27 protein-coding genes and 1 tRNA gene are annotated in these 25,090 nt (G+C 42.3%); 3 read left to right on the top strand and 25 right to left on the bottom strand.

Annotation, left to right across the window (positions count from 1 at the left end):
* Nucleotides 1-12 precede the first annotated feature (12 nt).
* The 8 genes from eno to rpoN form a co-directional block, all read right to left on the bottom strand.
* Complete coding sequence (gene eno / locus IQ283_RS03700; protein ID WP_194218794.1) at nt 13-1,302, bottom strand: phosphopyruvate hydratase; 1,290 nt, start codon at nt 1,300-1,302, stop codon at nt 13-15.
* A 26-nt stretch (nt 1,303-1,328) separates the two neighbouring features.
* A complete protein-coding gene (gene gpmI, locus IQ283_RS03695) occupies nt 1,329-2,861 on the bottom strand; it encodes a 2,3-bisphosphoglycerate-independent phosphoglycerate mutase (RefSeq protein ID WP_194218793.1) in 1,533 nt (510 codons plus the stop codon).
* Nucleotides 2,854-3,615, bottom strand: a complete 762-nt coding sequence (tpiA, locus tag IQ283_RS03690; RefSeq protein WP_194218792.1) for a triose-phosphate isomerase — start codon at nt 3,613-3,615, stop codon at nt 2,854-2,856. The genes gpmI and tpiA overlap by 8 nt, the downstream gene beginning before the upstream one ends.
* A 41-nt stretch (nt 3,616-3,656) precedes the next feature.
* Nucleotides 3,657-4,841: a phosphoglycerate kinase gene (locus tag IQ283_RS03685; protein ID WP_194218791.1), complete on the bottom strand. Its 1,185-nt coding sequence runs from the start codon at nt 4,839-4,841 to the stop codon at nt 3,657-3,659.
* A gap of 133 nt (nt 4,842-4,974) precedes the next feature.
* Nucleotides 4,975-5,982 carry a type I glyceraldehyde-3-phosphate dehydrogenase gene (gene gap, locus IQ283_RS03680; RefSeq protein ID WP_194218790.1) on the bottom strand — a complete coding sequence of 336 codons (1,008 nt, stop codon included), beginning with the start codon at nt 5,980-5,982 and terminating at the stop codon, nt 4,975-4,977.
* Between the two features lie 47 nt (nt 5,983-6,029).
* A complete protein-coding gene (locus IQ283_RS03675; protein ID WP_194219588.1) occupies nt 6,030-7,061 on the bottom strand; it encodes a sugar-binding transcriptional regulator in 1,032 nt (343 codons plus the stop codon).
* Nucleotides 7,062-7,211: 150 nt separating this feature from the next.
* Nucleotides 7,212-7,448 carry a glutaredoxin family protein gene (locus IQ283_RS03670; RefSeq protein ID WP_194218789.1) on the bottom strand — a complete coding sequence of 79 codons (237 nt, stop codon included), beginning with the start codon at nt 7,446-7,448 and terminating at the stop codon, nt 7,212-7,214.
* Nucleotides 7,449-7,528: 80 nt separating this feature from the next.
* On the bottom strand, nt 7,529-8,824 hold the full coding sequence (rpoN, locus tag IQ283_RS03665; protein ID WP_194218788.1) for an RNA polymerase factor sigma-54: 1,296 nt from the start codon (nt 8,822-8,824) through the stop codon (nt 7,529-7,531).
* 191 nt (nt 8,825-9,015) lie between these two features.
* Here rpoN and IQ283_RS03660 point away from each other — a divergent pair, with 191 nt between their 5' ends.
* Nucleotides 9,016-9,297, top strand: a complete 282-nt coding sequence (locus tag IQ283_RS03660; RefSeq protein WP_194218787.1) for a hypothetical protein — start codon at nt 9,016-9,018, stop codon at nt 9,295-9,297.
* A gap of 160 nt (nt 9,298-9,457) precedes the next feature.
* On the opposite strand, the gene IQ283_RS03655 is transcribed toward IQ283_RS03660, so the two are convergent.
* Nucleotides 9,458-9,536: transfer RNA gene (locus IQ283_RS03655), tRNA-Arg, on the bottom strand.
* Between the two features lie 302 nt (nt 9,537-9,838).
* On the opposite strand from IQ283_RS03655, the gene IQ283_RS03650 reads away from it, so the two are divergent.
* Together IQ283_RS03650 and clpP are read left to right on the top strand one after the other, a co-directional pair.
* Nucleotides 9,839-10,225, top strand: a complete 387-nt coding sequence (locus IQ283_RS03650; RefSeq protein ID WP_194218786.1) for a hypothetical protein — start codon at nt 9,839-9,841, stop codon at nt 10,223-10,225.
* Nucleotides 10,226-10,389: 164 nt separating this feature from the next.
* Nucleotides 10,390-10,974 (top strand): ATP-dependent Clp endopeptidase proteolytic subunit ClpP, encoded by a 585-nt coding sequence (gene clpP / locus IQ283_RS03645; protein WP_098445023.1) that lies wholly within the window; start codon nt 10,390-10,392, stop codon nt 10,972-10,974.
* A 207-nt stretch (nt 10,975-11,181) separates the two neighbouring features.
* Here clpP and IQ283_RS03640 read toward each other — a convergent pair whose 3' ends face one another.
* From IQ283_RS03640 to IQ283_RS03565, 16 genes are all read right to left on the bottom strand, one after another.
* Nucleotides 11,182-11,436, bottom strand: a complete 255-nt coding sequence (locus IQ283_RS03640) for an HPr family phosphocarrier protein (protein ID WP_194218785.1) — start codon at nt 11,434-11,436, stop codon at nt 11,182-11,184.
* Between the two features lie 320 nt (nt 11,437-11,756).
* Nucleotides 11,757-12,698, bottom strand: a complete 942-nt coding sequence (gene whiA / locus IQ283_RS03635) for a DNA-binding protein WhiA (protein WP_194218784.1) — start codon at nt 12,696-12,698, stop codon at nt 11,757-11,759.
* Between the two features lie 40 nt (nt 12,699-12,738).
* Complete coding sequence (locus IQ283_RS03630) at nt 12,739-13,707, bottom strand: gluconeogenesis factor YvcK family protein (RefSeq protein ID WP_194218783.1); 969 nt, start codon at nt 13,705-13,707, stop codon at nt 12,739-12,741.
* A gap of 1 nt (nt 13,708) precedes the next feature.
* Nucleotides 13,709-14,599 (bottom strand): RNase adapter RapZ, encoded by an 891-nt coding sequence (rapZ, locus tag IQ283_RS03625; protein ID WP_194218782.1) that lies wholly within the window; start codon nt 14,597-14,599, stop codon nt 13,709-13,711.
* A gap of 45 nt (nt 14,600-14,644) precedes the next feature.
* A complete protein-coding gene (locus tag IQ283_RS03620) occupies nt 14,645-15,118 on the bottom strand; it encodes an 8-oxo-dGTP diphosphatase (RefSeq protein ID WP_408962562.1) in 474 nt (157 codons plus the stop codon).
* 368 nt (nt 15,119-15,486) lie between these two features.
* Entirely contained in the window at nt 15,487-16,455 is a 969-nt protein-coding gene (gene trxB, locus IQ283_RS03615) for a thioredoxin-disulfide reductase (protein WP_303535194.1), read from the bottom strand.
* A 112-nt stretch (nt 16,456-16,567) separates the two neighbouring features.
* Complete coding sequence (locus IQ283_RS03610; RefSeq protein ID WP_194218779.1) at nt 16,568-18,148, bottom strand: tetratricopeptide repeat protein; 1,581 nt, start codon at nt 18,146-18,148, stop codon at nt 16,568-16,570.
* Between the two features lie 191 nt (nt 18,149-18,339).
* The gene (locus IQ283_RS03605) at nt 18,340-18,477 is read right to left on the bottom strand and encodes a hypothetical protein (protein WP_194219657.1); all 138 of its coding nucleotides are present in this window, start codon (nt 18,475-18,477) and stop codon (nt 18,340-18,342) included.
* A 67-nt stretch (nt 18,478-18,544) separates the two neighbouring features.
* A complete protein-coding gene (gene hisIE, locus IQ283_RS03600) occupies nt 18,545-19,174 on the bottom strand; it encodes a bifunctional phosphoribosyl-AMP cyclohydrolase/phosphoribosyl-ATP diphosphatase HisIE (protein WP_194218778.1) in 630 nt (209 codons plus the stop codon).
* A complete protein-coding gene (gene hisF, locus IQ283_RS03595) occupies nt 19,171-19,929 on the bottom strand; it encodes an imidazole glycerol phosphate synthase subunit HisF (protein ID WP_194218777.1) in 759 nt (252 codons plus the stop codon). Before hisF ends, hisIE begins: the two co-directional genes overlap by 4 nt.
* 2 nt (nt 19,930-19,931) lie before the next feature.
* Entirely contained in the window at nt 19,932-20,651 is a 720-nt protein-coding gene (gene hisA / locus IQ283_RS03590; protein ID WP_194218776.1) for a 1-(5-phosphoribosyl)-5-[(5-phosphoribosylamino)methylideneamino]imidazole-4-carboxamide isomerase, read from the bottom strand.
* Between the two features lies 1 nt (nt 20,652).
* Nucleotides 20,653-21,288, bottom strand: coding sequence for an imidazole glycerol phosphate synthase subunit HisH (hisH, locus tag IQ283_RS03585; protein WP_194218775.1), 636 nt, complete (start codon nt 21,286-21,288; stop codon nt 20,653-20,655).
* Nucleotides 21,289-21,882, bottom strand: coding sequence for an imidazoleglycerol-phosphate dehydratase HisB (gene hisB, locus IQ283_RS03580; protein WP_408962561.1), 594 nt, complete (start codon nt 21,880-21,882; stop codon nt 21,289-21,291). It lies immediately after the preceding gene.
* Nucleotides 21,882-23,153: a histidinol dehydrogenase gene (hisD, locus tag IQ283_RS03575; RefSeq protein ID WP_194218773.1), complete on the bottom strand. Its 1,272-nt coding sequence runs from the start codon at nt 23,151-23,153 to the stop codon at nt 21,882-21,884. Before hisD ends, hisB begins: the two co-directional genes overlap by 1 nt.
* The gene (hisG, locus tag IQ283_RS03570; RefSeq protein WP_194218772.1) at nt 23,140-23,781 is read right to left on the bottom strand and encodes an ATP phosphoribosyltransferase; all 642 of its coding nucleotides are present in this window, start codon (nt 23,779-23,781) and stop codon (nt 23,140-23,142) included. Before hisG ends, hisD begins: the two co-directional genes overlap by 14 nt.
* On the bottom strand, nt 23,781-24,962 hold the full coding sequence (locus tag IQ283_RS03565) for an ATP phosphoribosyltransferase regulatory subunit (RefSeq protein WP_194218771.1): 1,182 nt from the start codon (nt 24,960-24,962) through the stop codon (nt 23,781-23,783). The genes hisG and IQ283_RS03565 overlap by 1 nt, the downstream gene beginning before the upstream one ends.
* Between the last annotated feature and the right edge of the window lie 128 nt (nt 24,963-25,090).

Here is a 25,090-nt window from a genome sequence, read left to right as displayed (position 1 = left end):
GGGTTGTTCAACTTACTTCTTATCTAAGTTGTAGAAGCTTTTACGGCCACCGTAGATTGCAAGGTGCTCAAGCTCATCTTCGATACGAAGAAGCTGGTTGTATTTAGCTACGCGGTCCGTACGAGACGGTGCGCCTGTCTTAATTTGTCCAGCGTTAGTCGCAACAGCGATGTCAGCGATTGTTGTATCTTCTGTTTCACCAGAACGGTGAGAAATAACAGCTGTGTATCCAGCGCGCTTCGCCATTTCAACAGCATCAAACGTTTCAGTTAGTGTACCAATTTGGTTCACTTTGATTAGGATAGAGTTACCTACACTGCGCTCGATTCCTTCAGAAAGTTTGTTTGTGTTTGTAACGAAAAGATCGTCACCAACAAGTTGAACTTTCTCACCAAGAGCTTGAGTAAGTTTCTCCCAGCCTTCCCAGTCGTTTTCGTCAAGACCATCTTCAATTGAGATGATTGGGTATTTTTCACATAGCTGGCTGTAGAATTCGATCATTTCTTCAGATGTCTTCACTACGCCTTCACCAGCAAGGTTGTATTTACCGTCGCTATAGATTTCAGAAGATGCTACGTCTAGAGCGAGCATTACTTCTTCACCAGGCTTGTAGCCAGCTTTTTCGATAGCTTCGATAATTGTTTGGATCGCTTCTTCGTTTGAACCAAGGTTAGGAGCGAATCCGCCTTCGTCACCTACAGAAGTGTTAAGGCCTTTTTCTTTCAAAACACCTTTAAGGCTGTGGAAAATTTCAGCGCCAGTGCGAAGTGCTTCTTTGAAAGAAGGTGCTCCAACAGGCATAACCATAAATTCTTGAATGTCTACGTTGTTATCAGCGTGCTCTCCACCATTAAGAATGTTCATCATTGGTGTTGGAAGAGTTTTGGCATTGAAACCACCAAGATAAACGTAAAGTGGAAGTTCAAGCTCTTCAGCAGCTGCACGTGCAACAGCCATAGATACGCCAAGAATAGCGTTAGCACCTAGATTGCCTTTGTTATCAGTACCATCAAGGTCGATCATCATGTGGTCGATTCCAAGCTGATCATAAACGCTCATTCCTACTAGCTCTGGAGCGATTGTTTCGTTAATGTTAGCTACTGCTTTTTCTACGCCTTTACCAAGGTAGCGATCTTTGTCACCGTCACGAAGTTCAACTGCTTCGTATTCACCAGTGGATGCGCCAGATGGTACCATTGCGCGTGCTTTAACGCCTGCGTCTGTAAATACTTCTACTTCAACTGTTGGATTGCCGCGGGAGTCAAGGACCTCGCGTGCATAAACGTCAGTAATGATTGGCATAACGTGTCATCTCCTTTAAATGTAAGTTATTTAATTAATGATTTCCCTGTCATTTCCTTCGGTTGCTTGCCGCCAAGCAAATCAAGAAGGGTTGGTGAAAGGTCCGCAAGAATTCCGTCTGTACGAAGCTCAGCACCGTCTTTAGTAACAATAACAGGTACAGGATTCGTTGTATGAGCAGTCATCGCATCGCCATCAAGCGTCGTGACTTCATCAGAGTTCCCGTGGTCAGCGGTAATGATCGCATTTCCGCCTTTTTCTAAAATTTTATCAACGATCTTACCAAGACATTCGTCAACAGCTTCAATCGCTTTGACTGTCGGTTCAAGCATTCCGGAATGCCCTACCATGTCAGGGTTAGCAAAGTTCAAGATAATCGCATCGTGCTTATCGGCATCGAGCTCTTTCAGTAACGCGTCCGTTACTTCGTAGGCACTCATCTCCGGCTTCAAGTCATAGGTTGCAACCTTCGGAGAGTCGATAAGAATGCGCTCTTCCCCAGGAAACTCTTCTTCGCGTCCACCGCTAAAGAAGAAAGTAACGTGTGGGTATTTCTCTGTCTCAGCAATACGCAGCTGCTTGTAGTCCTGCTGAGCTAGTACTTCACCAAGCGTGTTATCAAGGTTTGTTGGTTTGAAAGCAACGTCGCCTCCAACTGTTTCACTAAAACGAGTGAGTGAGACAAAGTGAAGATCTTTCGGACGTTCTTCCCCACGATCGAAACCGCGGAAATCATCATTCGTAAAGACTTGTGAAATCTGGATTGCTCGGTCAGGACGGAAGTTAAAGAAGATTACTGCATCCTCATCATCTACCGTCGCAATCGGTGAACCGTCTTCTTCTGTCATAACGGAAGGAAGAACGAATTCATCATAGATTTCATTCTTGTAATTATCATCAATTAACTCATTTGGATCTTTGTAAGAAGGGCCTTCACCGTATGCCAGGGCACGGTAAGACTTCTCTACGCGATCCCAACGCTTGTCGCGGTCCATGGAATAATAACGTCCTGAGAGAGTCGCAAGACGACCTACTCCGACTTCTTCCATTTTTTCCTCTAACTGCTGAATGTAGGTTTTCGCAGATTGTTGGCCAACATCACGACCATCAAGGAAACCGTGAACATAGACATCTTCTAAACCTTGCTTAGCAGCAAGTTCAAGAAGAGCGAAAAGATGTTTAATGTGACTATGAATACCACCGTCAGAAAGAAGTCCGAACAAGTGTAGGCTTGTCCCTTTTTTCTTCGCATGGTCAATAGCCTCTAGAAATGTTTCGTTCTCGAAGAAGTCGCCTTCTTCAATTGCAAGATTTACTCTTGTTAAGCTTTGATAAACAATGCGTCCTGCACCGATATTCAAGTGGCCAACTTCTGAGTTACCCATTTGTCCGTCTGGAAGACCAACTGCTTTACCACTCGCTTGTAGGGTAGCGTGTGGATATTGGTTCCAGTAACGGTCAAAATTCGGTTTTTTCGCATGAGCTACGGCATTTCCTTTTTCTTCATCTCTAAGGCCGAAACCATCTAAGATGATTAAAGCTTCTGGCTTTTTAGGCATTCTGACCAGCCTCCAAAAGCTGAAGGAAAGATTTCGCATCAAGACTCGCGCCGCCGACTAAAGCTCCATCAATGTCGGATTTACCCATAAGCTCGTCAATGTTACCAGGTTTCACACTGCCGCCATATTGGATACGGACCGCATTAGCTGTTTCGTCAGACGTTTCGTCTTTAAGGACGCCGCGGATAAATGCACATACATCATTTGCTTGATCACTTGTTGCTGTTTTGCCAGTTCCAATTGCCCAGATCGGCTCATATGCGATGACAGATTGAGCTACCTGTTCATTTGTAAGACCAGCGATTGCCTTTTGAACTTGTCCTTTAACGACATCTTCTGTTACGTTGCTTTCACGCTGTTCAAGCGTTTCACCAACACAGATGATCGGTGTTAGGTTATGTTTAAACGCTGAATGAGTTTTCTGGTTAACGATTTCGTCCGTTTCACCAAATAGCTCACGGCGTTCAGAGTGACCAAGAATGACATAGCCTACTCCAAGATCGTTAAGTGCGACAGGGCTGATTTCACCTGTAAACGCGCCATTTTCTTCAAAGTGCATGTTTTGAGCACCTACTTGAAGTGCTGTTCCTTCTAGCTCATCCGTTAAATAATCAAGGAAAAGAGCAGGAGCACAGACAACGGAATCTACGCGATCGCCATTAGGAATAAGTCCTTTCACTTCGTCAACAAAGCTTTTTGTTTCCGTAAGTGTTTTGTTCATCTTCCAGTTACCTGCGATGATTGGTTTGCGCATGTTCACTCACCATCCCTTTATAAATTTAAGTCATAAGTATTTTATTTGTCGTTAAGTGCGACAACGCCAGGAAGTTCTTTACCTTCCATAAACTCAAGTGAAGCACCGCCACCAGTAGAGATATGGCTCATTTGATCAGCATAGCCGAATTTCTCAACCGCTGCTGCAGAGTCACCGCCACCAATAACAGAATACGTATCATTTGCATTAGCAAGTGCTTCTGCTACTGCTTTTGTTCCATTAGCGTAAACATCTAGTTCAAATACACCCATAGGGCCGTTCCAGATAACTAGCTTGGAATCAGCAACAACTTTGCTGTACGTTTCTCTTGTTTTTGGTCCAATATCAAGCGCTTCCCAGTCAGAAGGAATTTCTTCGATGCTTACAATTTTCGTGTTTGCATCATTTGAGAAATCGTCGCCAATAACAACGTCTTCTGGCATATAGAAATTAACGCCTTTTTCTTTCGCTTTATCCATGAATGTTTTCGCAAGCTCAATTTTGTCTTCTTCAAGAAGAGAAAGACCGATTTCATGGCCAAGCGCTTTTACGAATGTATAAGCAAGTCCACCACCGATGATCAAGTTGTCCACTTTATCTAGTAGATGATCAATCACACCGATTTTGTCTTTTACTTTCGCTCCACCGATAATTGCAGTAAATGGACGAGAAGGCTCAGTTAGCGCGCTTCCGAGAACTTCAAGTTCTTTTTCCATAAGAAAACCAGCTACAGCAGGAATATGATGAGCGATGCCTTCTGTTGAAGCGTGAGCACGGTGTGCAGCTCCAAAAGCATCATTTACGTAAAGATCTGCCATTGCAGCAAATTTCTTCGCAAGTTCTTCATCATTCTTCTCTTCTCCAGCTTCAAAACGAACATTCTCAATAAGAAGAAGGTCGCCATCTTCAAGACCTGCAATCGCACGGTCTACTTCCTCACCATAGACTGCATCAGTTTTTGTTACTGTTTTGCCAATGAGGTCGCTTAAACGGTCTGCAACCGGATCAAGACGTAACTCATCAACAGCTTCACCTTTAGGACGACCAAGATGGCTTGCAAGGATGACTTTTGCTCCTTGATCAGCCAAATGCTGAATCGTTGGAAGTGCTGCTTTAATGCGCGTTTCATCTGTTACCTTTCCATCTTCCATAGGTACATTGAAATCAACGCGACAAAATACCTTTTTGCCTTTTAACTCGACATCACGAATTGACTTTTTGTTCATCACGCATGTCCTCCTCTGCATAAAGTTTTAAAAGGTCGTTTATACCACCTTTTAAATATAGCTATATCGTTAGTAATGACAATGGAAAAGGAGGAAGGCTCAAGACTTCCTCCTCCTCTATTAACAATTCTTATTATAGCCCTTTTGCAGCAATGTAGTCGACTAGATCTACTACACGGTTAGAATAGCCCCACTCGTTGTCGTACCAAGAGATAACTTTAACCATGTTTCCATCGATACCCATAGTAGAAAGACCATCTACGATTGAAGAGTTCGGGTTACCGTTGTAGTCTTTTGATACTAGTGGCTCGTCGCTATAACCAAGGTATCCTTTAAGGTCGCCTTCAGCAGCTTCTTTAAGAGCAGCATTTACTTCGTCAACTGAAACGTCTTTATCAAGTTCAGCTACAAGGTCAACGATTGATACGTTAGGTGTAGGTACGCGCATAGCCATACCATTCAACTTACCATCAAGCTCTGGAAGTACAAGAGATACTGCTTTAGCAGCGCCTGTAGATGTTGGGATGATATTTTCAGCTGCCGCACGAGCACGACGGTAGTCTTTATGTGGAAGATCAAGAATTTGCTGATCGTTTGTATAAGAGTGAGTTGTAGTCATTAGACCACGCTTAATACCGAACTTGTCGTTCAATACTTTAGCAACTGGTGCAAGACAGTTTGTAGTACAAGATGCGTTTGAGATTACGTGATGGCTAGCTGCATCGTACTTGTCTTCGTTAACACCTAGAACAACTGTAATGTCTTCGTCTTTAGCTGGTGCGGAGATGACAACTTTCTTAGCTCCTGCTTCAAGGTGCTTCGCAGCATCGTCACGGTTTGTGAAACGGCCAGTGGATTCGATTACCACTTCAACACCAAGATCTCCCCATCCAAGTTGTGCTGGGTCGCGCTCAGAAAGAACAGTGATTTCAGTTCCGTTAACTACAAGGTTCTCGCCGTTAACTTCAACTTCAACATTAAGTTCTCCATGTACGGAATCGTATTTTAGAAGGTGTGCAAGCATGTTTGCATCCGTAAGATCGTTTACAGCTACAATATCAACACCAGGGTTGTTTAATGCTGCACGGAATACGTTACGTCCAATACGTCCAAAACCGTTAATACCTACTTTTGTTGCCATTGTGTAGTTCCTCCTTGAATTTCCTCGTTTCCCGAGGTGTGGTTTATTTAATAAAGGGAATCTCCCTCTAATAACGCTTTAGCGGCGCCTTCATCAGTCACAAGGATACTTTGAATCCCTGTCTTAAGATAGGCTTCGATGGCTTTTGCTTTCGAACGGCCGCCGGCTACCGCAATGACTAGTTCACTTCGCTCTAAATCTTCGAGCTGCAGTCCGATCGTTTTTACTTTATGAACGACTTCACCAGACTGATTGAAGTAATACCCGAACGCTTCAGCGACAGCATCCTCACGCTCAATCTTATCAATAACATCAAGCGTAGATTTACGCCTTTGCGCCATCGTTCTAGCTTCCCCAATCCCATGAACCACAATACCGGCAGACTTGATAATCTCAAGGATATCTTTCACGCCAGGCTCTTCAATAAGGGATTGGTATGCTTCTTCACTCAATTGATCTGGAACATGAAGCAAACGATAGTCAGTATGGGCTTTTCTTGCCATTTTCGCACAAATTGTGTTGGCCTGATTTTCAACCTGTTCTCCGAGGCCCCCTCGAGCCGGAACAAACAGCGTCCCTTCCATATCTGAGGAAGGAATCATCATATCAGCCACACCTGCGAGCGTGGTACCGCCTGTTACAGCAATCACTCTATCTTTTAGCTGAAACTTTTTCAAGCGTCCCACAGCGGCTCTGCCCATTTCTTTCTTTACCCAGGGGGTTACATCACTATCACCAGGGACAATAAATACTTCCGGAATGCCAAGTTTATCTTTCAAGCGTTTTTCGAGATTATCAAGCCCGGAAACTTCATTCATAACCGGTTCAAGCTCAAGAAGTAGCTGTTCGCCTTCCTCCGTCAGTTGCATACCTTGTACAGACATATGTAGGAGCCCCTGATCTTTAAAGAAAGTGACTTCGCTTCTGAGAACTCGTTCGGTTATACCCAGACTGTTCGCAAGACTTCTACGGCCAATTGGCTGCATTAGCCTCAACTGTCTTAATACCCGATAGCGCTTATTCATAACATCTAACATGTCCGGCAATAATTTTTGTTGAAGTGACAATAATGAGCGCATAATTCGTCTCCCCTGCTGTTCTTCTTTTTCCACGAGACGTATTATGTCCCGCTTAGACATTTTTAGTCCCACCTGGATCAAAAAGAACTTCTTACAATTTTCATTGTAGCAGTTGCCAAAAGTATGGGCAACTATGTTATACTGAAATTTTTAAAGTAAGCGTTTTCTTATCGATTTTTTTGAAATTCGACCATAATCCACTACTTCCTCATCGATTTCAACGACGGGTATCATCAGCATAAACTTTTCTAACAGTGCCTCATCCTTATAAATATCAACTATCTGAAGAGAGAACATTTCCTCTTTTTGAAGCTCAAGAAGTAGTTCATATGCTTCATCACAAAGTGGGCATGTCTCTTTCGAATATAAAATAACCGATTTTTGCACACGTTAAACCTCCCTTCATTACTTTACTAGTTTACTCAGACAACCTTTCGAACGCAAAAAAAGAGCGACTAGTGTAGCCGCTACGAAAATCGTTTTCGTTTCGATGAGCTTAAGATCTTTAACTCATCTCGATACTTTGCAATCGTACGCCTCGATACTTCAATTCCTTTCTGGATATGAAGAGCTTCTACAATCTTTTGATCGGATAATGGTTTCATCTTATTCTCATTCTCCACAAGTTCCTTAATAAATAGCTTTACACTAGAGGAAGAAGCAGCTTCTCCAGATTCACTAGACAGTTTGGAAGTAAATAAGTCCTTTAAGGCAAAAAGACCATGTGGTGTTTGGACGTATTTGCTTTTAATCGCTCGACTTACTGTGGACTCGTGAACATCTGCTTCCATCGCTACTTCCCTCAAGGTTATTGGAGAAAGCTCACTTATCCCATTTCTCAAAAAATTTTGTTGGTGAACAATAAAAACGCCCATGATTGCACGAAGCGTTTGCTTTCTTTGCTCAATACTTTTTAATAACCAGCTGACTTGCTGGTATTTATCCTTTAGATACTCTTCCGCTTCGTTATTTTTAAAAGAACGGTAGGCGTTGCTCACTTTCATTGCTGGTAAATCGTCATCAAGTAATGCTATAGAGAACCTCCCATTTTTCTCTTCTATCATGACATCTGGAACAATGTAGGATGGTTTATCAATGCCCCACTTTGATCCTGGACGAGGATCGAGATCAGCTACTATATCTGCAGCCCGCTGTATCTGCTCCACAGGAACATGAAATTCTCTCGAGAGTTCACGATATTTCTTTTCTGCTAGCGCTTTCAAATGATAGGAAACAAGATCTCGAGCAAGCTCAAAAATTTCTCCCGACTCATTTAACTGTAATAAGAGACATTCGGAAAGAGAACGCGCCCCTATACCTGGTGGATCAAGTAATTGAATCTCTCTAATGGCTTCAGTAATCTCAAAGGGCTCGACATCAAGGTAATTCATTACCTCCGTCTCATTTATTCTTAAGTAACCACTTTCATCAATATTATCAATTAAATAATGCACAATGGCTTCCCTTTTACGTGGAAAGTGTAGACACCTCGCCTGATCGTGTAGCTCATCATGCAAACTTTTTCTTGTTTCAGCGTATTCGAGTGGATCTTTTTTAAGTCCCGTATCATAAGAGCGTTTTGAAGAACGAACGCCACCATCCCATGAAGGCGAGTGTAATTCAATTAATGGATTTTCAAGAGCCTGTTCTTTCACGTACTCCAGTAATTCGACCGTAGAATATTGGAGTATAGAAATCGCTTGATGCAACTGGGTTGTCATGACTAATTTCGTTGTCTGCTTTTGTATCAATCCTAATTCCATCGCAATCCCTCCACCTTCATCATACTATATCGCTTCATTTTATGGTATGAAAAAAATGATAATGACCAGAATTTTCTGTTTTTTAAAAGGGGATTTTGACACCATTTTTAAAGAAAATGATGAAATAGCCCGTCCCTTAGTCAAATTTCTACATAAACTGTCTTATAGAGAGAGAAAAGGAGGCAAATGCCATGGATTTAGCTGTATATGGAATTGCTTTGCTTCCAGTCATCATTGGAGTTGTACACCTTTTTAAGGTGTTTGGTTTTCCGGTAAGGTTCTTACCGATTCTTTCCATTGCAATTGGAATTGTAATGAGCCACATTTATGTTGAACCGGAAGACTTCAAAAAAGCCTTCTTTATAGGATTATGGCTTGGACTATGCGCTACTGGAATGCACTCAGGCTTCAAACACACGATGAGTGGAGCAATCAGCAAAGGACATGACGATGACAAAGATAAGCCCTGTTAGAAGGTAAGACTGATCGCAAGAAGAGTGGACGAGTTCTACTCTTCTTTTTTCTGTTCAAAATGAAGGATACTATTCATTCCCTGGGTCTAAGCGAACAAAGATGACATTTATCATAAAAAAATCCCCTTCGCACTAGCGAAAAGGATTGGAATTATGTATTTGGTGCGCCCGGAGGGATTCGAACCCCCGACTGACGCGGTACCGGAAACCACCGCTCTATCCGACTGAGCTACGGGCGCGCTTCATTAGCGCAAGGATTATTATACGATATGCCCCTTCTTTTTGCAAGGTGAATTTCATAGCTTCCAAATGACGATCAATGAGTAATCAATAGAGTATAAGAGCATTTTATCTATACCATGTTAATGAACGCTGTTGCTTTTTTGCTCTGGTGAACGGTGAGATATTAACAATATTGGCCAAAGCTATTATCCAAACATTTCATTCATATCATAGAAAAGGTATCGCTTCAGTTCTTGACGTCTCAACTGTCTCATAGTAAAGTTATACCAAACATACGTTCTGTTAGGTGGAGATGATCATGTTCCAATTAAGTAAAGAAGAAACGAAGGCATTAAGAAACTACCTCTTACTTCCTTACCTGAAAAGAGTGCTGGAAATTGACACGAAATGGGTCAACCATTCGAAAATGAAACTTCCGCGCCCTTATCTGGAACTAATTCATGCCGCTATAACGTTAGCCTCCTCTGACTTAAAATGGGCAAAAGCAATGCTTCATGATAGAGGAATCCGCGTCTATATAGAAGATACGAAAGAAGATGTTGTGATTTGCAAAGTATATTGTCGAGGTTACAATCAAACATACCGCTATTCTTCCATTCAAATACGTAATCAGGTAGAAAGACGAATTTTAGCTTACTTTTTAGCAGACGATCGATTAAAAAAAAGGAACATTCCCTCTGTTTAAAATAAAGGGATGCGGGGAAAATGGGTGTATGTGGTTAAAGAAAAATCAAACCCTTTTCATCTATTAAAAAATAGGACAGCACTTTATTTGACCTATATTGACCTTTTAGGTATGATGAACATACAGCAACTACATATTCCACAAATATAAGGGAGGAATTTAAAATGGTTTTAATTCCAACGGTAATTGAACAAACAAACCGCGGTGAGAGAGCGTACGACATTTATTCTCGTCTTCTTAAGGACCGTATTATTATGCTAGGAACAGCAATTGACGACAACGTATCAAACGCAGTCGTTGCACAGCTTCTTTTCCTTGCTGCTGAAGACCCAGATAAAGACATCTCACTTTATATCAACAGCCCTGGTGGTTCAATCACTGCAGGTATGGCGATTTACGATACTATGCAATTCATTAAGCCAAAAGTATCAACAATCTGCATCGGTATGGCTGCTTCAATGGGTGCCTTCCTTCTTGCTGCTGGTGAACCTGGTAAGCGCTATGCTCTACCAAACAGTGAAGTAATGATTCACCAACCGCTCGGCGGTACGCAAGGTCAAGCTTCTGACATTGAAATTCACGCAAAACGCATCATCCAAATGCGCGAGAAGCTAAACAAAATTCTTTCTGAGCGCACAGGTCAACCACTTGAAACAATCGATCGCGACACAGATCGTGACCGTTTCATGGAAGCGACTGAAGCGAAAGAATACGGCTTGATTGATGAAGTAATGGAAAAGAAAGCATAAGATAGACCCTAAAAAGCCTTTCCCTACATAGTTGGGAAAGGCTTTTTATTTCTTGGAATAGGTGCTGTTTTTTGAAACAACTTCTATTTGAGCATCCAATGAACCACATTGTATGCTCCCTCTCTCTATAACTCTATTCTCTTAAGAATGTTTCGCAACGTTAACAGTTTAATGCAAAACAAAAACCTGGCACACAGCCAGGTTTTGCTAATCTTTTTGAATAAAATCAATTAATGAAGACATCGCATCTTCCTCATCATTACCATCAACAGTTAAAACAACAGAAGAACCAGTACCAACAGCAAGGCTCATGATGCCCATGATGCTTTTGGCATTAACTTTTTTACCATCCTTTTCAAGGAAGATGTCCGAGTTAAACCGGTTTGCTTCCTGTACGAAAAGAGCTGCTGGACGTGCTTGTAATCCTGTATCCAATGTAACCACAACTTCTTTTTGAATCACTTGTTCATTCCTCCCCTTATTTAAAACAGTCGATCAGAACACCAGAAGTGCTATACCAGTTTCCCTTGCACTCGCCACTTTCAAACGAAGGCTATGATAGCTTATTTTGTAGCCTCTCGATTTTTAATTTACCAAAGTGTTATTTCACCTAAAAAAGTAAGCGCTATCTCGAAAGGTGAAAAATTTAGAAAAACGCTATTTCCAATGCTTTCATTAAGAAATAGTGTTTTTCTTTGAAGATTTATGCTATCTATTGTACTGCTAGAAAACAACCTTCCACCATTATAGGTGGAAGCTTTTTTCTAACTTGTCCGAAAGGCTTAGGAGATCGGTTTACCATCACGAAGCTTATCAGCAATCTGGTCAATCTTTCGTAATCTATGATTGATCCCTGATTTACTAATAGCTCCGCCAGTAACCATCTCACCGAGTTCTTTCAGTGTAACATCTTGATGCTTCACGCGAAGTTCAGCGATCTCTCTTAACTTATCAGGAAGAATTTCTAAACCAACTTCCTTTTGGATGAAGCGAATATTCTCAACCTGCCGAAAAGCCGCGCCTACCGTTTTATTCAAATTAGCCGTTTCGCAATTCACGATACGATTAACAGAATTCCGCATGTCTTTCATAATGCGTACATCCTCAAAATAGAGTAGCGCCTGATGGGCACCGACAACACTTAAGAACTCCGTAATCTTCTCGCCTTCTTTGATATAAACGATATACCCTTTCTTTCGCTCAAGCATTTTCGCGTTTAATCCAAATTCATTCATTAAGTTACAAAGCGATTCCGTATGCTCTTCGTACATTGAGAAGATCTCAAGATGATAAGAGGTTTCAGGATGATTGATTGATCCACCCGCCAGAAATGCTCCTCTTAGATAAGAACGTTTACAACAAGACTTTTTGGTAAAATCCTTTGAGATTACTCTAGTGAACGTAAAGGCATTATCCATTATACCGAGATCTTCAAGGAGATCTCTTGCTTTGGCTGAGACACGGACAATATATACATTGTTTTTCTTCAGCCTCATTTTTTTACGGACAAGTAGTTCAACATCGAAGTTGTATATCCGCTTAATGAGCGTATAAATTCTTCTTGCAATGGCAGCATGTTCAGTCGGAATGTTTAGGATCAGCTGTCTGTTTCCAAACGAGATCGATCCATTCATTCGAATAAGTGCTGCTAGTTCTGATCTTGCACAGCAAGGTTTACTTTCTAACTGCGTCAATTCTTTCTTTGTATCAGCAGCAAATGACATTGCCATCCCCCCTTTTTCATGCAGGGGCCCCACTGACCCATCATGACCTTTTATCGTCTAATAAGGATAAAAGAATCGATGATATTTCCTTCGCATCATGGCGTACATATTTCTCATCGTATTGAATAATTTTATCACTGATTACATGAAAACCAAAGCTCTTTAGACGATTTTCGTCATATTGCACAACCTCTGCTCGTTCTTCTGCATAACGTTTTGCATAGAAAGATGGAATCATTTCCTCGTTTACAATAATCGTATCCATAAGTTTATAGCCGATGTGATCAATGAGTGCCTGCACGTGGTCACTCGCCGTATAGTTTTCCGTTTCACCGAGCTGAGTCATAACGTTACAAACATACACTTTCCTTGCCTTTGACTGCTGAATTTCCTCAGCAATGCCCGGAACAAGTAAATTCGGTAGAATGCTCGTATATAGACTACCTGGCCCAAGAACAATTAAATCAGCTTCACGAATGGCTTGTAGCGATTCGGGGAGCGCTTTGATGCCTGGTGGTGAAAGAAATACCCGCTTAATTGCTTTATTTACCTTAGGAATTTGTGATTCACCTTGAACAAAAGTACCATCACGCATTTCAGCATGTAAAACAATACTTCGATTTGATGCAGGAAGAACTTCACCACGTACGTTAAGAACGCGGCACATTTCTCTAACTCCTGTTACAAAATCACCAGTAATGTCCGTCATGGCGGCTAACATTAGGTTGCCAAGGGAATGACCTGATAGTCCATTCCCATTTTTAAACCGATGTTGCATAAGTCCTTCTAACAGAGGTTCAACCTCCGATAACGCTGTAATAACATTTCGTACATCACCTGGAGGAGGTATATCAAACTCATCACGTAATCGACCTGAACTTCCTCCGTCGTCAGCTACAGTGACAATCGCAGTAATGTCGACAGGAAACTTTTTAAGTCCACGAAGAAGTACCGATAGGCCTGTTCCTCCACCAATGACGACAGCCTTTGGCAGATTAGTGTCATCCATATTATTTATGACCCTTCCCTTTTTCGATATCCCTGTGCGTAATATTCGTGCGATACTCTGTTTCGAAATGGTGACCAATGTGTTCTGCAAATGCAACAGATCGATGCTTTCCACCCGTACATCCAATCCCAATGACGAGCTGGCTCTTCCCTTCTCGTTTATATTGAGGAAGCATATACGCAAGCATATCAATTAATTTAGCTAGAAATGTTTGTGTTTCTTTCCACTTAAATACATAGTTCGCGACTTCTTCTTCCACACCTGTTTTTGGACGCAAATGCTCCACATAGTGTGGGTTTGGTAGAAAACGAATGTCAAAGACTAGATCGGCATCGATTGGAATACCGTATTTAAATCCAAACGACATCACATTGACACCAAAGTTCTCTTTCTCATTGTTCGAGAATCGGTCCATGATTTTTTCTCTTAGCTGAACTGGCTTAATGTCGCTCGTATCAATAATTTGCTGAGAGCGCCCTTTTAGCTCTTCAAGCATTTCTCTTTCTTTCTTAATGCCTTCTAGAGGCAAACCTTCTGGTGCAAGCGGATGAGAACGTCTTGTTTCTTTATAGCGCCTGACAAGTGTTGAGTCCTTTGAATCAAGGAAAAGAATCTCCGCATCAAGACGCTCATGTGAATCGAGGTGATCAACAGCTTCCACGAGATGGTCAAAGAAATCCCCACCACGCAAATCCATCACGAGTGCTACTTTATTTAATTTCCCTTCCGAACCGTCAACCATTTCAACGAACTTCGGTAAGAGCGCGGGTGGCAGATTATCAATACAGAAATAGCCGATATCTTCAAAACACTGCATTGCCACTGTCTTACCAGCACCACTCATTCCTGTAATAATGACCATATGAATGCGTTTATCAATCGAATCGGTCATTTTCCCCACTCCGTTTCTCAATTTCTCTTATTGTGACACTTCTATTTAAGACGGATCTAATCGATATGAAAGAAGTTTAAAGTCAGGTGTATAAGTAAATGTACCGTAAATAATGCCGTGACCCTTCATCATATAATCAAGTATATGATAATCACCTGGGGCCATTGGAAGCTCACTAACATCATTTGTATTTACCCAGGAGACTTTTCCTTCATCTGATTTCTCAACTGGCTCGCCATCGTACTCCGTTGCAAGAAACGTAAACATCATCCATTCTGATTTTGTTACTTCATTTTCTTTAATAATGAATGTGAAAATGCCTTTTAGTTTTGGATTCTTTAAATAGACACCAGTCTCTTCTCGAAACTCTCGGATCACTGAGTCACGGATTGATTCTTCCGATTCCATTTTTCCACCTGGTGCAACCCACCATCCGCGTCTTGGCTTTTGTAGTAAAAGTACTCGATCATTTGCTTCGTCATTTAAAATACAGTTTGTTACACGTTGCACAATTGTCACCTCAATTCAATTATCCGATTTTTATATGAAAGCCTTATGTGCTCAGACTTCAAGATTTTCTATACATAGTATACTATGATTGCTTATCATGAACAATGAGATCGGTTTGGAGAAGCTGTTACGAACCGTCTCAACTCCACAAAAAAAAGAGCACGGAGCATATGCCCGTGCCAATGAATGAATCTATTTAAAGGGGGTTAAATCTATTTATAGTTTACCCCATTTGTATTTCACCGCTGTTACAGCGAAATTAAAAGCGAATGACGCGGTGACAGGCACCACCCGATACCGCTCGAAAGCTGTCGAAATAAGGTTTATGGGTCAAATGTAAAGCCGGGAATCATGAAATTCCCGGCTTCGTTTTGGTATTAAACTAACGCTTCTTTTCCAGCGTCTTCTAGTGATTCAATGTAGTGCTGAACAGATTGTGCAGCAATACTTCCATCACCAGTAGCTGTTACGATTTGACGAAGCATTTTGTCTCGAATGTCACCAGCTGCATAGATGCCTGGAACCTTCGTCGCCATGTTTTCATCTGTTACGATATAACCTTCTTCATTTGTAATCTCAAGTCCGCTAACGGCCTGATTTAATGGAAGCATACCGATGTAGATAAAGACGCCATCTGCACTGAATTCACGCTCTTCGCCCGTTACAGTGTTCACAAGAAGCGTTTTGCTCACTTTCCCATTTTCACCTAGAATTTCTTTTATTGTATGATTCCAGATAAAGTCGATTTTTTCATTATCAAACGCACGTTGCTGAAGAATCTTCTGTGCTCTTAGCTGATCACGTCTGTGTACAATCGTTACTTTAGATGCAAATCGAGTAAGATACACACCTTCCTCAACAGCAGAGTCTCCTCCACCTACAACAACGAGTTCTTTGTTTTTAAAGAAAGCCCCGTCACAAACTGCGCAATAAGATACGCCACGACCACTGTACTCAGCTTCACCAGGTACACCAATTTTCTTGTATTCAGCTCCGCTTGTTACAATAATGGCTTTCGCGTGGAATTCTTGATTTCCGGAGACAACTGTTTTGTAATCACCATTATCTCGAATTTCTTTTACATCACCATATTGATATTGAGCGCCAAATTTCTTCGCGTGCTCAAACATTTTTGTAGATAGATCTGGACCAAGAATACTATCAAATCCTGGATAGTTTTCTACATCTTCTGTATTTGCCATTTGTCCGCCCGGAATCCCGCGTTCAATCATAAGAACATCGAGATTAGCACGAGAAGTGTATACAGCTGCAGTCATACCTGCAGGACCGGCACCGACAATAATGACATCATAAATTTTTTCACTCATCTGTTTCACTTCCTTCACGTTTCTATTAGTAATTTAATTATATTCATTATTAAAAAGTAATGTTTCTTATTTAGAATCATATCCGATTAGTAGAAAAAAGTCTAATAGGATGCTCATCATACCTAGTGTTCTAAAGTAATCGAGTTAACTTTTTACGATAGGCATAAACTGTTGACCCAGATACACCGAACGCATTTGCTACGTCGATTTGAGTCACATCCGTTTGGTTAACTTTATGCCACATGTAGAGCATGGCTGCAGCAGTGGCTTTCTGATTCTGAAATGCTTTGCCACTTTCTGAAAGCTTAACATAACAAGGTAACCAGATCATCGCAATTAGCTCATGCAAATCTGAGTCACTGATGTCTGCCTGCTCGAGCTCAGCAATCACACGCATACCTGAAAGAACGTGATCAGGGAAGTCTGTCTGAGTGTAAACCATATATTCATCTTTTTCATTTACAATTTGAACAGGTTCATCAGAAAGCGTAAGCGCAATATAAGCTGACAGTTCCTTTACAATAAGGGACTCATCTTTACGTCTGCAATACGATTGCAGAATTGATGCGCCTTCAGGATCACGTCTTGTATAGAGCAGCATAAGATGCGTCATTCTCGCATGATAATCATGTTTCGCTTCATGCTCCTTTGAAACCGACATTTGGGATCGGTAGCTTAGCTGATTTTTATCAAGCGTCCCTTGCTCTAGTTCAGCAAGATAGCGGCTCGCCATTTCATTAGATGATTCCACTTGCTGCATCTTTTTCCAATTACGTCTCGCAAGATCAGGACGATCGAGGTGAAAAGCAGAGACAGCCAGCCAATGATAGAATGGTGCATCCCATGTGTGGCGTGTTACTTCTGCTTTACGTAGCCAGTGATATGCTAGCTCATGTTGACCTAAGAATCCAAATGTACTCCCAAGCTTATATGAATGATCAGGATGAATCGGATAAACATTCTTCAACCGTTCAAGCATGACATCGCGTTTGACGTGTTGGCCAAGGAAATCATAGAAAAGCGTGAGGTTACAAACCGCATTCAAGTTCCCTTCGTTTTTCGTCAGAACATCATCTAGTACTTGAATAGCTTCCTCATATTGCTCGCTATAAAAATAAGCTAGCGCAAGGTTGTTATAGGCAGGCCAGAATTCAGAGTAAACCTCCGTCATCCGCTCCAGTAAATCTATGGCATCAAGAAATTGGCCGGATTCAATGGCTTTACGTGCAGCTTCATGCTCCTGAATCAGCTGCTCTTCTTCACCAATCTCCTGAGGTAAATCTTCCGACTGCTCGAATAAAATAAGATCTACGAGCTCTTCTGCATCTTCAATAAATTCTCCCTCAGGTTCGTGCTCAAGGTAAGTTCGCGCATTCTCTTCCGTTTGTTTAAACAGACCCATATGTGCGTAATTGTTCGCAAGAAAAAAGTAGCAATCATAGTATTCAGGATCAAGATCGTCAAGTACAAATTTGAGCCATTCATTTGATGCTTCATATTCGCCTAATTCCGACAGGACCGCTGCAAGTTGACATATATAATCGACTTCTTCGGGGACAAGTTTAACCGCACGTTCAAGATGCTGTTTTGCTTTATCCAAATTCCGTTGCTGATAGGCTCTCATAGCCTTTTTATAAAAATAATCTCCGTCCTGAACGAACGGAATCAGTCGGCCTTTCATTTCCGAAGAAGCATGAAGTTCTTTCCTCATGTTTCCCCCCAATAATTTCGCTTCGAATAATTCTATTACCAGTCATATCCGTTCAAAAGTATAACATACATCAAGGTGAAGTCGTAAAAGAAAATTAGTAGTAAAACCTGGCTAGCGGCACACTCAAGCTAACTAAATTGTTTCTTTCTGTCCCAATAGCCCAAAATAAAAACGAGCTCCGCGGCTCGCTTTTATTTCCACATATCTTTTTTGTGTTTAGCTACCTTCTGTGCAATAAACCCGATCCCCATCCCAAGCAGTACACCAGGTCCTGGCTGTCCGAGAAAAAGCCCAATAGCAAGTCCCACAAACATAAATCCTACAAACATACGACCTCTCTCCATTTCTCGTAATTGAATTTACTCTTATTTACGATCAAAAGAGAATAAAGTTTCATTATTTCGAAGCGTGTCGTTCCTCAAGTACTTGAAGGACGTCATCAAGCGAACATTCCTGCTCTCTTAACAGAACCATCCAGTGGAAAATGAGATCCGCTGATTCCCACGTAAGTTCTTCGTGGTCGCGGTTTTTCGCTGCAATAATAACTTCAGAAGCCTCTTCTCCTACCTTCTTCAGTATTTTATCGACACCTTCCTTAAAGAGATACGTAGTATAAGCCCCTTCAGGACGCTCTGCTTCTCTTTTCGCAATCACTTCTTCAAGCGTATTGAGTATGGCGAAGCGATCAGCGTCCGGCTTTACTTCTTCTGAAAGTAAGGAATCATTGAAGCAAGAATAGGTTCCTTTATGGCAGGCAGGTCCCGCAGGGTTCACAAGTACAAGGACGGCGTCTTGATCGCAGTCATAACGTAGATCCAATACCTGTTGCGTATTACCTGAAGTCTCTCCTTTATGCCAGAGTTCTTCACGAGAGCGACTGTAAAACCACGTTTCTTTTGTTTCAATCGTTTTCGTAAGGGACTCTTTGTTCATATAAGCAAGTGTGAGAACTTCTTTACTTGCTGCATCCTGTACAATCGCTGGCACTAGACCTTTTTCATCAAATTGGATCATTTCGGTATTCATCGAATCGCCACCCCGTTTTGTTTTAAGTAATCTTTCACATGTGATAGAGAGGTTTCTTTATAATGGAAGATGGACGCCGCAAGAGCAGCATCTGCTGAAGCATCATGGAAGACTTCGAGAAAATCTTCTGAAGACCCTGCTCCTCCTGATGCAATCACTGGAATTGAGACGGCATCTCCAATTGCTTTCGTTAAAGGAACATCAAAACCATCTTTACTGCCATCCGCATTCATACTAGTTAGTAATATTTCTCCTGCGCCCATTTCCTGTGCCTTGATTGCCCATTCAACTGCATCCCATTCCGTCGCAGTCCGACCACCGTGCGTATACACACGCCATGATTGTGTTTCATCTTCCCACTTCGCGTCAATCGCCACAACCATGCACTGCGTCCCAAAATAATCGGCACCTTCACGAATTAATTCTGGACGAAGAACAGCGGCGGTATTCATCGATACTTTATCAGCTCCGGCACGAAGTACACGCTTCATATCCTCAAGCTTATTAATGCCTCCACCAACTGTGAAAGGAATGGCAAGCTCTGCTGCAACTTGCCTTACCACATCAACCATCGTTTCTCTTCCTTCATGAGAAGCTGATATATCTAGAAAAACGAGTTCATCAGCGCCTTCTTCATCATACACTCTTGCTAATTCAACTGGATCACCGGCGTCTCTCAGACCAACAAATTGGATACCTTTCACAACGCGGCCGTCTTTTACATCAAGACATGGAATAATTCGCTTTGTTAGCATGCCTAGACCTCCAGCGCCTGTTTTAATGTAAATTGATTTGTATAAAGAGCTTTCCCGATGATCGCACCGCTAATCGAATCACTTCTTTGCTGAAGACTTTTTACATCGTCAAGGTTACTTATCCCACCTGAAGCGATCACTTCTTTCCCCGTAGCCTCACCAAGTTCAGCAATTGCCTCAACGTTTGGCCCAGACAGCGTGCCGTCCTTTGAAATATCCGTGAAAATGAAAACTTCCGCTCCGTGTTCAGCGAGTTCCTTGCCAAGATCCACCGCTTTGATTTCAGAGGTTTTCAACCAGCCTTCGACAGCGACATATCCATCTCTTGCATCGATACCAATCGCGATTTTTTCTTTATAGCGCTCAAGCATTCTTTTCACGAAGTCAGGATCTGAAATGGCGCTACTACCGAGAATAATACGATCAACACCGTTTTCAAGGTAATAAGCGACATCTTCTTCAGTTCGAACCCCGCCGCCAACCTGGACACGTGCTGATAACCCATTGGCGACCTCAAGAACGTGACGATCATTCACGCGCTTACCTTCTCTCGCACCGTCAAGATCAACCATGTGAATCCACTCGGCCCCATCATCTGCAAATTGCTTTGCCATATCAAATGGTGAATCGCCGTAAACCGTTTCTTTGTTATAGTCACCTTGCAAAAGGCGCACACATTTGCCGCCTCTCATATCAATAGCAGGATAGATCGTAATTGGCATCTTATGCGTCATTCCTTTCTACGTATTGTGCATAATTCTTTAAGATCTCAAGGCCAGCATGGCTACTTTTCTCCGGGTGAAACTGGGTGCCAAACACCTTCCCTTTACCAACAACCGCTGGAACTTCCTCAGCGTAATCTGCCGTGGCAATAAGAACATCCCGATCGTTCGTATCAACATAATAGGAGTGAACAAAATACACGTGTTCCTCACCGACATCATTCATTAAAAACGACTCTGGCTGCTCGATCACTAGCTTGTTCCATCCCATATGTGGAACTTTATAAGCGTTGCCTAAAGAATCTTGTCCAGGAAATTTCTTTACTTTACCTGGCAAAAAAGAAAAGCCTTCCGCATACCCATTCTCATCGCTTTCTTCAAATAGAAGCTGCATGCCAAGACAAATCCCAAGTAGCGGCTTTCCTGCCTCCACTTCTTTTTCAATAAAAGCCTTTAATCCTGTTTCAGTCAAAATCGACATCGCGTCACGAAAGGAGCCGACGCCAGGAAGGAGGAGCCCCGTTGCTTTTGAAAGCTCCTGTTCATCTTCGGAAACGAAATAATCATAACCGAGACGCTCTAGTGCCTTACTAACGCTGTATAAATTCCCCATGCCATAATCAATAATTCCGATCATTTACAGCATTCCTTTCGTTGATGGCACGCCTTTTACACGAGGATCAATAAGCGTTGCTTCGTCTAAAGCACGTCCTAGCGCTTTAAAAATGGCTTCAATGATGTGGTGCGTATTGTGACCATAGTGAACAATCACGTGTAAGTTCATTCTTGCTTCAATGGCAAGCTTCCATAAAAACTCATGAACCAATTCGGTATCAAATGTCCCTACGCGATTCGATGGCAATTCAACACGATATTCAAGATGAGGACGGTTGCTTAGATCAACCACTACCTGCGCAAGCGCGTCATCCATCGGCACAAACGCATTTCCATACCGCTTAATGCCTTCTTTCGTACCAAGTGCTTGTTTCAACGCTTCCCCTAGACAAATACCAATGTCTTCCGTTGTGTGGTGATCATCCACTTCGGTATCTCCGTTCGCAGCAATGGCTAAATCAAACTTTCCGTGCTTCGTGAACAGATCAAGCATATGAGTAAGAAAAGGAACGCCGGTTTGTAAATCTGTTTTCCCGCTTCCATCTACCCCAAATGAAAGGTTAATCGATGTTTCAGATGTTTCTCTTGAAATCGAACTTTTTCTCTCTTCACCCATCATAAATCCTCCAATCGAAGTTCAACGGCTCTTGCGTGTGCATCCAGACCTTCAAGCTTTGCGAGCGCTGCGATGCTGCTACCGTTTGTTCTCATTGCTTCTTTACTATAAGAAATAACGCTTGATTTTTTAATGAAATCGTCTACTGATAGCGGACTTGAAAAACGAGCTGTTCCGTTCGTAGGTAGTACGTGGTTCGGGCCGGCAAAATAATCACCAACAGGCTCTGAGCTATATGGTCCAAGGAAAATAGCTCCTGCGTGACGAATTTTCCCAAGAAGCGTCATTGGTTCCTCGACCATAATTTCAAGGTGCTCAGGAGCGAGTTCATTGACGGCATCTACCGCTTCGGCAAGATGATTCACGACATAAATCATTCCGTAATCATCAATTGACTTAGATGCAATTTCAGCTCGTGGAAGCTCGACAAGCTGTTGCTTCACCTCTTCTTGAACACGCTCAGCTAGTGTCTCTGAAGTTGTCACTAGAACAGCGCTAGCTCGCTCATCGTGTTCAGCCTGCGATAATAAGTCTGCTGCCACATAAGCTGGATTAGCCTTTTCATCGGCGAGAACAACGATTTCACTTGGACCAGCGATCATATCAATATCAACAATCCCAAATACTTCTCGTTTCGCAAGGGCCACAAAAATATTTCCTGGACCGACGATTTTATCTACGGGTGCGATCGATTCCGTCCCGTAAGCAAGCGCGCCAACAGCCTGCGCTCCACCTACTTTAAAGATTTCCGATACACCCACTTCATTTGCTGCAACAAGTACACCTGAAGGAACATTTCCGTCTGAGTCAGGTGGCGTTACCATTGCAATTCGCTTCACACCTGCAGCGACAGCAGGAATAACATTCATTAATACGGAAGAAGGATATGCAGCTTTGCCACCTGGAACATAAACACCGACAGAATCAAGCGGTGTTACTTTTTGTCCAAGCATTGTACCGTCTTCAGAAGTTGTAAACCATGATTGACGACGCTGGCGTTCGTGAAATGATTGAATATTGCCAGCCGCCTGTCTAATCGTCGTAATGAGTTCATCAGATAAATCGCGATATGCCCGTTCGATTTCTTCATTTGAAACGCGAAGTTCTTTCAAGTCTGCTCCATCAAACTTCTTTGTATTTTCCTTAACGGCTTCATCGCCAGTTGCTTTAACTTGCGAAAGAATAGAAAGAACAGCCTGACGCTGCTCTTCTGTTCCCTGCTCAATCGATCGTTTGATGGATGCCCCTTCGCTCCTATTAACGATTTTCATCTACGCTCTCTCCTTCCACAACCGCTGAAAGACGCTCGACCATATCGTCAATGATTGCATCCTTCGTTCGATAGCTTACCGGATTCACAATAAAGCGAGAGGTGATTGGCTCAATAAACGCCGTTTCCATTAAACCGTTTTCCGTTAACGTTCTTCCTGTTGAAACAATATCGACGATGCGATCAGCAAGGCCGATTAGCGGAGCAAGCTCAATCGATCCGTTTAACTTAATAATCTCTACCTGTTCACCCTGCTGACGAAAATAGTTAGAAGCTACGTTCGGATACTTTGTAGCAATCTTTGGTGCAACGCCTTTAATTGGTCCATCCGAAAGACCTGCAACAGCTAAATAGCATCCACTAATTTTTAAATCTAGTACTTCGTATACATTGCGCTCTTCTTCTAGCATGACATCTTTCCCAGCAATTCCAACATCCGCTACACCGTGCTCCACGTATGTCGGAACATCCATTGGTTTTGCTAGAATGAAACGAAGATTTTCTTCTTCTATATCGAGAATTAATTTTCTTGAATCATCAAACTCAGGGGGAAGTTGATAACCCGCGTTTCGAAGCAATTCTACCGCCTCTTCAAAAATACGCCCTTTTGGCATTGCCATCGTCAGCATTACAACATCCCCTTTCCGTTCTTACCGATTAAATACGTGACGTCATCAAAACGTTCTGAGTAAGCATCAAGGTTTGTGACACCACTTAACTCCTGCACCACAACTTTTTCACCATTAGCCCTTCGTTCTGACGCCTGTTGAATCGCTTCTTCTCTTCGTTCAGGACTAAAGATAATCGCATATGGGAGCTTTTCCTCACTCGTTACACCAAGTGCTTCAGCAAGGTGATCCAAACGAATACCGAACCCTGTTGCCTGTGCCGGACGATCAAAACGCGACAGCAGTTCATCGTAGCGTCCGCCATTGCTTAACGGTACACCAAGATTATTGGCATATCCCTCAAACACAACTCCCGTGTAATAACTCATGTGACTTACAAGAGTGAAATCAAATTTCACCTGGTTAGCTACCCCATATGCTTCAAGCGTATGTAGAAGTGTACGAAGCTCATCAAGAACTCTTTCACCAGCGTCAGTCGGTAGCAACTCAATGGCTTCTTCTAGTTTTGAACCATCACCTCTGAGCGTTAAGAGAGCCATAAGTCTTTTTTGATCAATTGTAGAGAGCGGCATTTCTCTTACATGCTGGCGATACCCTACATAGTTTTTTTCATATAAATAGCGGCGTAGAACGGCAGCTCTGTCTTCGTTACCAACGATCGAAAGAAACAGCTCCTGAATAAATCCAACATGGCCAATCGCGATTTGGAAATCTTCAAGACCGGCTTCTTTTAACACGGCTGCCATTAATGCGATCACTTCTGCATCGGCGCTCGTCGTGCGATCACCAATTAACTCAACACCTATTTGTTCAAACTCTGCCGGTTTTCCACCTTCGTCTTCCTGCGCTCGAAACACATTAGAATCATAAGCAAGGCGCAGTGGAAAAGGCTCATTCTTTAGACTAGACGCAGCGACACGAGCAATTGGGGCGGTCATATCAGGTCTTAAGACAAGCGTATTGCCACGCTGGTCAAGTAGTTTGAAAAGCTGCTGATCAAGGATAGCAGAAGCTTCTCCGACCGTTTCATAGTACTCTAGCGTAGGGGTGTTCATAAAACGATAGCCCCATCCCTCTGTTACACGCTGAATTTTTTCACGAATGCTTGTTTTCAAGTCATATAGTACCGGTAGCGTATCGCGCATACCGAGCGGCTTCTCAAATACGAATGGTCTTGTCATTTTGTGCACCTCACATTTCCTTTAGTTCGCTAACATACTAACAAGATGAAGTTATTTGTAGTTTACACGCCTTTATTTTTTTCGTCAACCGATAAGGGGCATTATTCCCTTTACTCCTTTTCTGTACT

The sequence above is a fragment of the Pseudalkalibacillus hwajinpoensis genome (assembly GCF_015234585.1).
Lineage (GTDB): Bacteria > Bacillota > Bacilli > Bacillales > Guptibacillaceae > Guptibacillus > Guptibacillus hwajinpoensis_B.
Note: the sequence above shows the minus strand (reverse complement) of the source record. Positions and strands in the feature narration are given on the sequence as shown.

Coding starts and splice junctions, on each gene's coding strand:
- hisB (WP_408962561.1), bottom strand. CDS start 21,882: ATGGGTGAAGAGAGAAAAAGTTCGATTTCAAGAGAAACATCTGAAACA.
- rpoN (WP_194218788.1), bottom strand. CDS start 8,824: ATGGAATTAGGATTGATACAAAAGCAGACAACGAAATTAGTCATGACA.
- IQ283_RS03610 (WP_194218779.1), bottom strand. CDS start 18,148: ATGAGGAAAGAACTTCATGCTTCTTCGGAAATGAAAGGCCGACTGATT.
- IQ283_RS03650 (WP_194218786.1), top strand. CDS start 9,839: ATGTTCCAATTAAGTAAAGAAGAAACGAAGGCATTAAGAAACTACCTC.
- hisD (WP_194218773.1), bottom strand. CDS start 23,153: ATGAAAATCGTTAATAGGAGCGAAGGGGCATCCATCAAACGATCGATT.
- hisIE (WP_194218778.1), bottom strand. CDS start 19,174: ATGAATACCGAAATGATCCAATTTGATGAAAAAGGTCTAGTGCCAGCG.
- hisF (WP_194218777.1), bottom strand. CDS start 19,929: ATGCTAACAAAGCGAATTATTCCATGTCTTGATGTAAAAGACGGCCGC.
- gap (WP_194218790.1), bottom strand. CDS start 5,982: ATGGCAACAAAAGTAGGTATTAACGGTTTTGGACGTATTGGACGTAAC.
- IQ283_RS03630 (WP_194218783.1), bottom strand. CDS start 13,707: ATGGATGACACTAATCTGCCAAAGGCTGTCGTCATTGGTGGAGGAACA.
- IQ283_RS03605 (WP_194219657.1), bottom strand. CDS start 18,477: ATGTTTGTAGGATTTATGTTTGTGGGACTTGCTATTGGGCTTTTTCTC.
- eno (WP_194218794.1), bottom strand. CDS start 1,302: ATGCCAATCATTACTGACGTTTATGCACGCGAGGTCCTTGACTCCCGC.
- gpmI (WP_194218793.1), bottom strand. CDS start 2,861: ATGCCTAAAAAGCCAGAAGCTTTAATCATCTTAGATGGTTTCGGCCTT.
- IQ283_RS03685 (WP_194218791.1), bottom strand. CDS start 4,841: ATGAACAAAAAGTCAATTCGTGATGTCGAGTTAAAAGGCAAAAAGGTA.
- hisA (WP_194218776.1), bottom strand. CDS start 20,651: ATGCCAATTACGATCTATCCTGCTATTGATATGAGAGGCGGCAAATGT.
- rapZ (WP_194218782.1), bottom strand. CDS start 14,599: ATGACCGATTCGATTGATAAACGCATTCATATGGTCATTATTACAGGA.
- IQ283_RS03675 (WP_194219588.1), bottom strand. CDS start 7,061: ATGCGCTCATTATTGTCACTTCAACAAAAATTATTGCCGGACATGTTA.
- whiA (WP_194218784.1), bottom strand. CDS start 12,698: ATGTCATTTGCTGCTGATACAAAGAAAGAATTGACGCAGTTAGAAAGT.
- tpiA (WP_194218792.1), bottom strand. CDS start 3,615: ATGCGCAAACCAATCATCGCAGGTAACTGGAAGATGAACAAAACACTT.
- hisG (WP_194218772.1), bottom strand. CDS start 23,781: ATGCTGACGATGGCAATGCCAAAAGGGCGTATTTTTGAAGAGGCGGTA.
- IQ283_RS03660 (WP_194218787.1), top strand. CDS start 9,016: ATGGATTTAGCTGTATATGGAATTGCTTTGCTTCCAGTCATCATTGGA.
- hisH (WP_194218775.1), bottom strand. CDS start 21,288: ATGATCGGAATTATTGATTATGGCATGGGGAATTTATACAGCGTTAGT.
- clpP (WP_098445023.1), top strand. CDS start 10,390: ATGGTTTTAATTCCAACGGTAATTGAACAAACAAACCGCGGTGAGAGA.
- IQ283_RS03565 (WP_194218771.1), bottom strand. CDS start 24,962: ATGACAAGACCATTCGTATTTGAGAAGCCGCTCGGTATGCGCGATACG.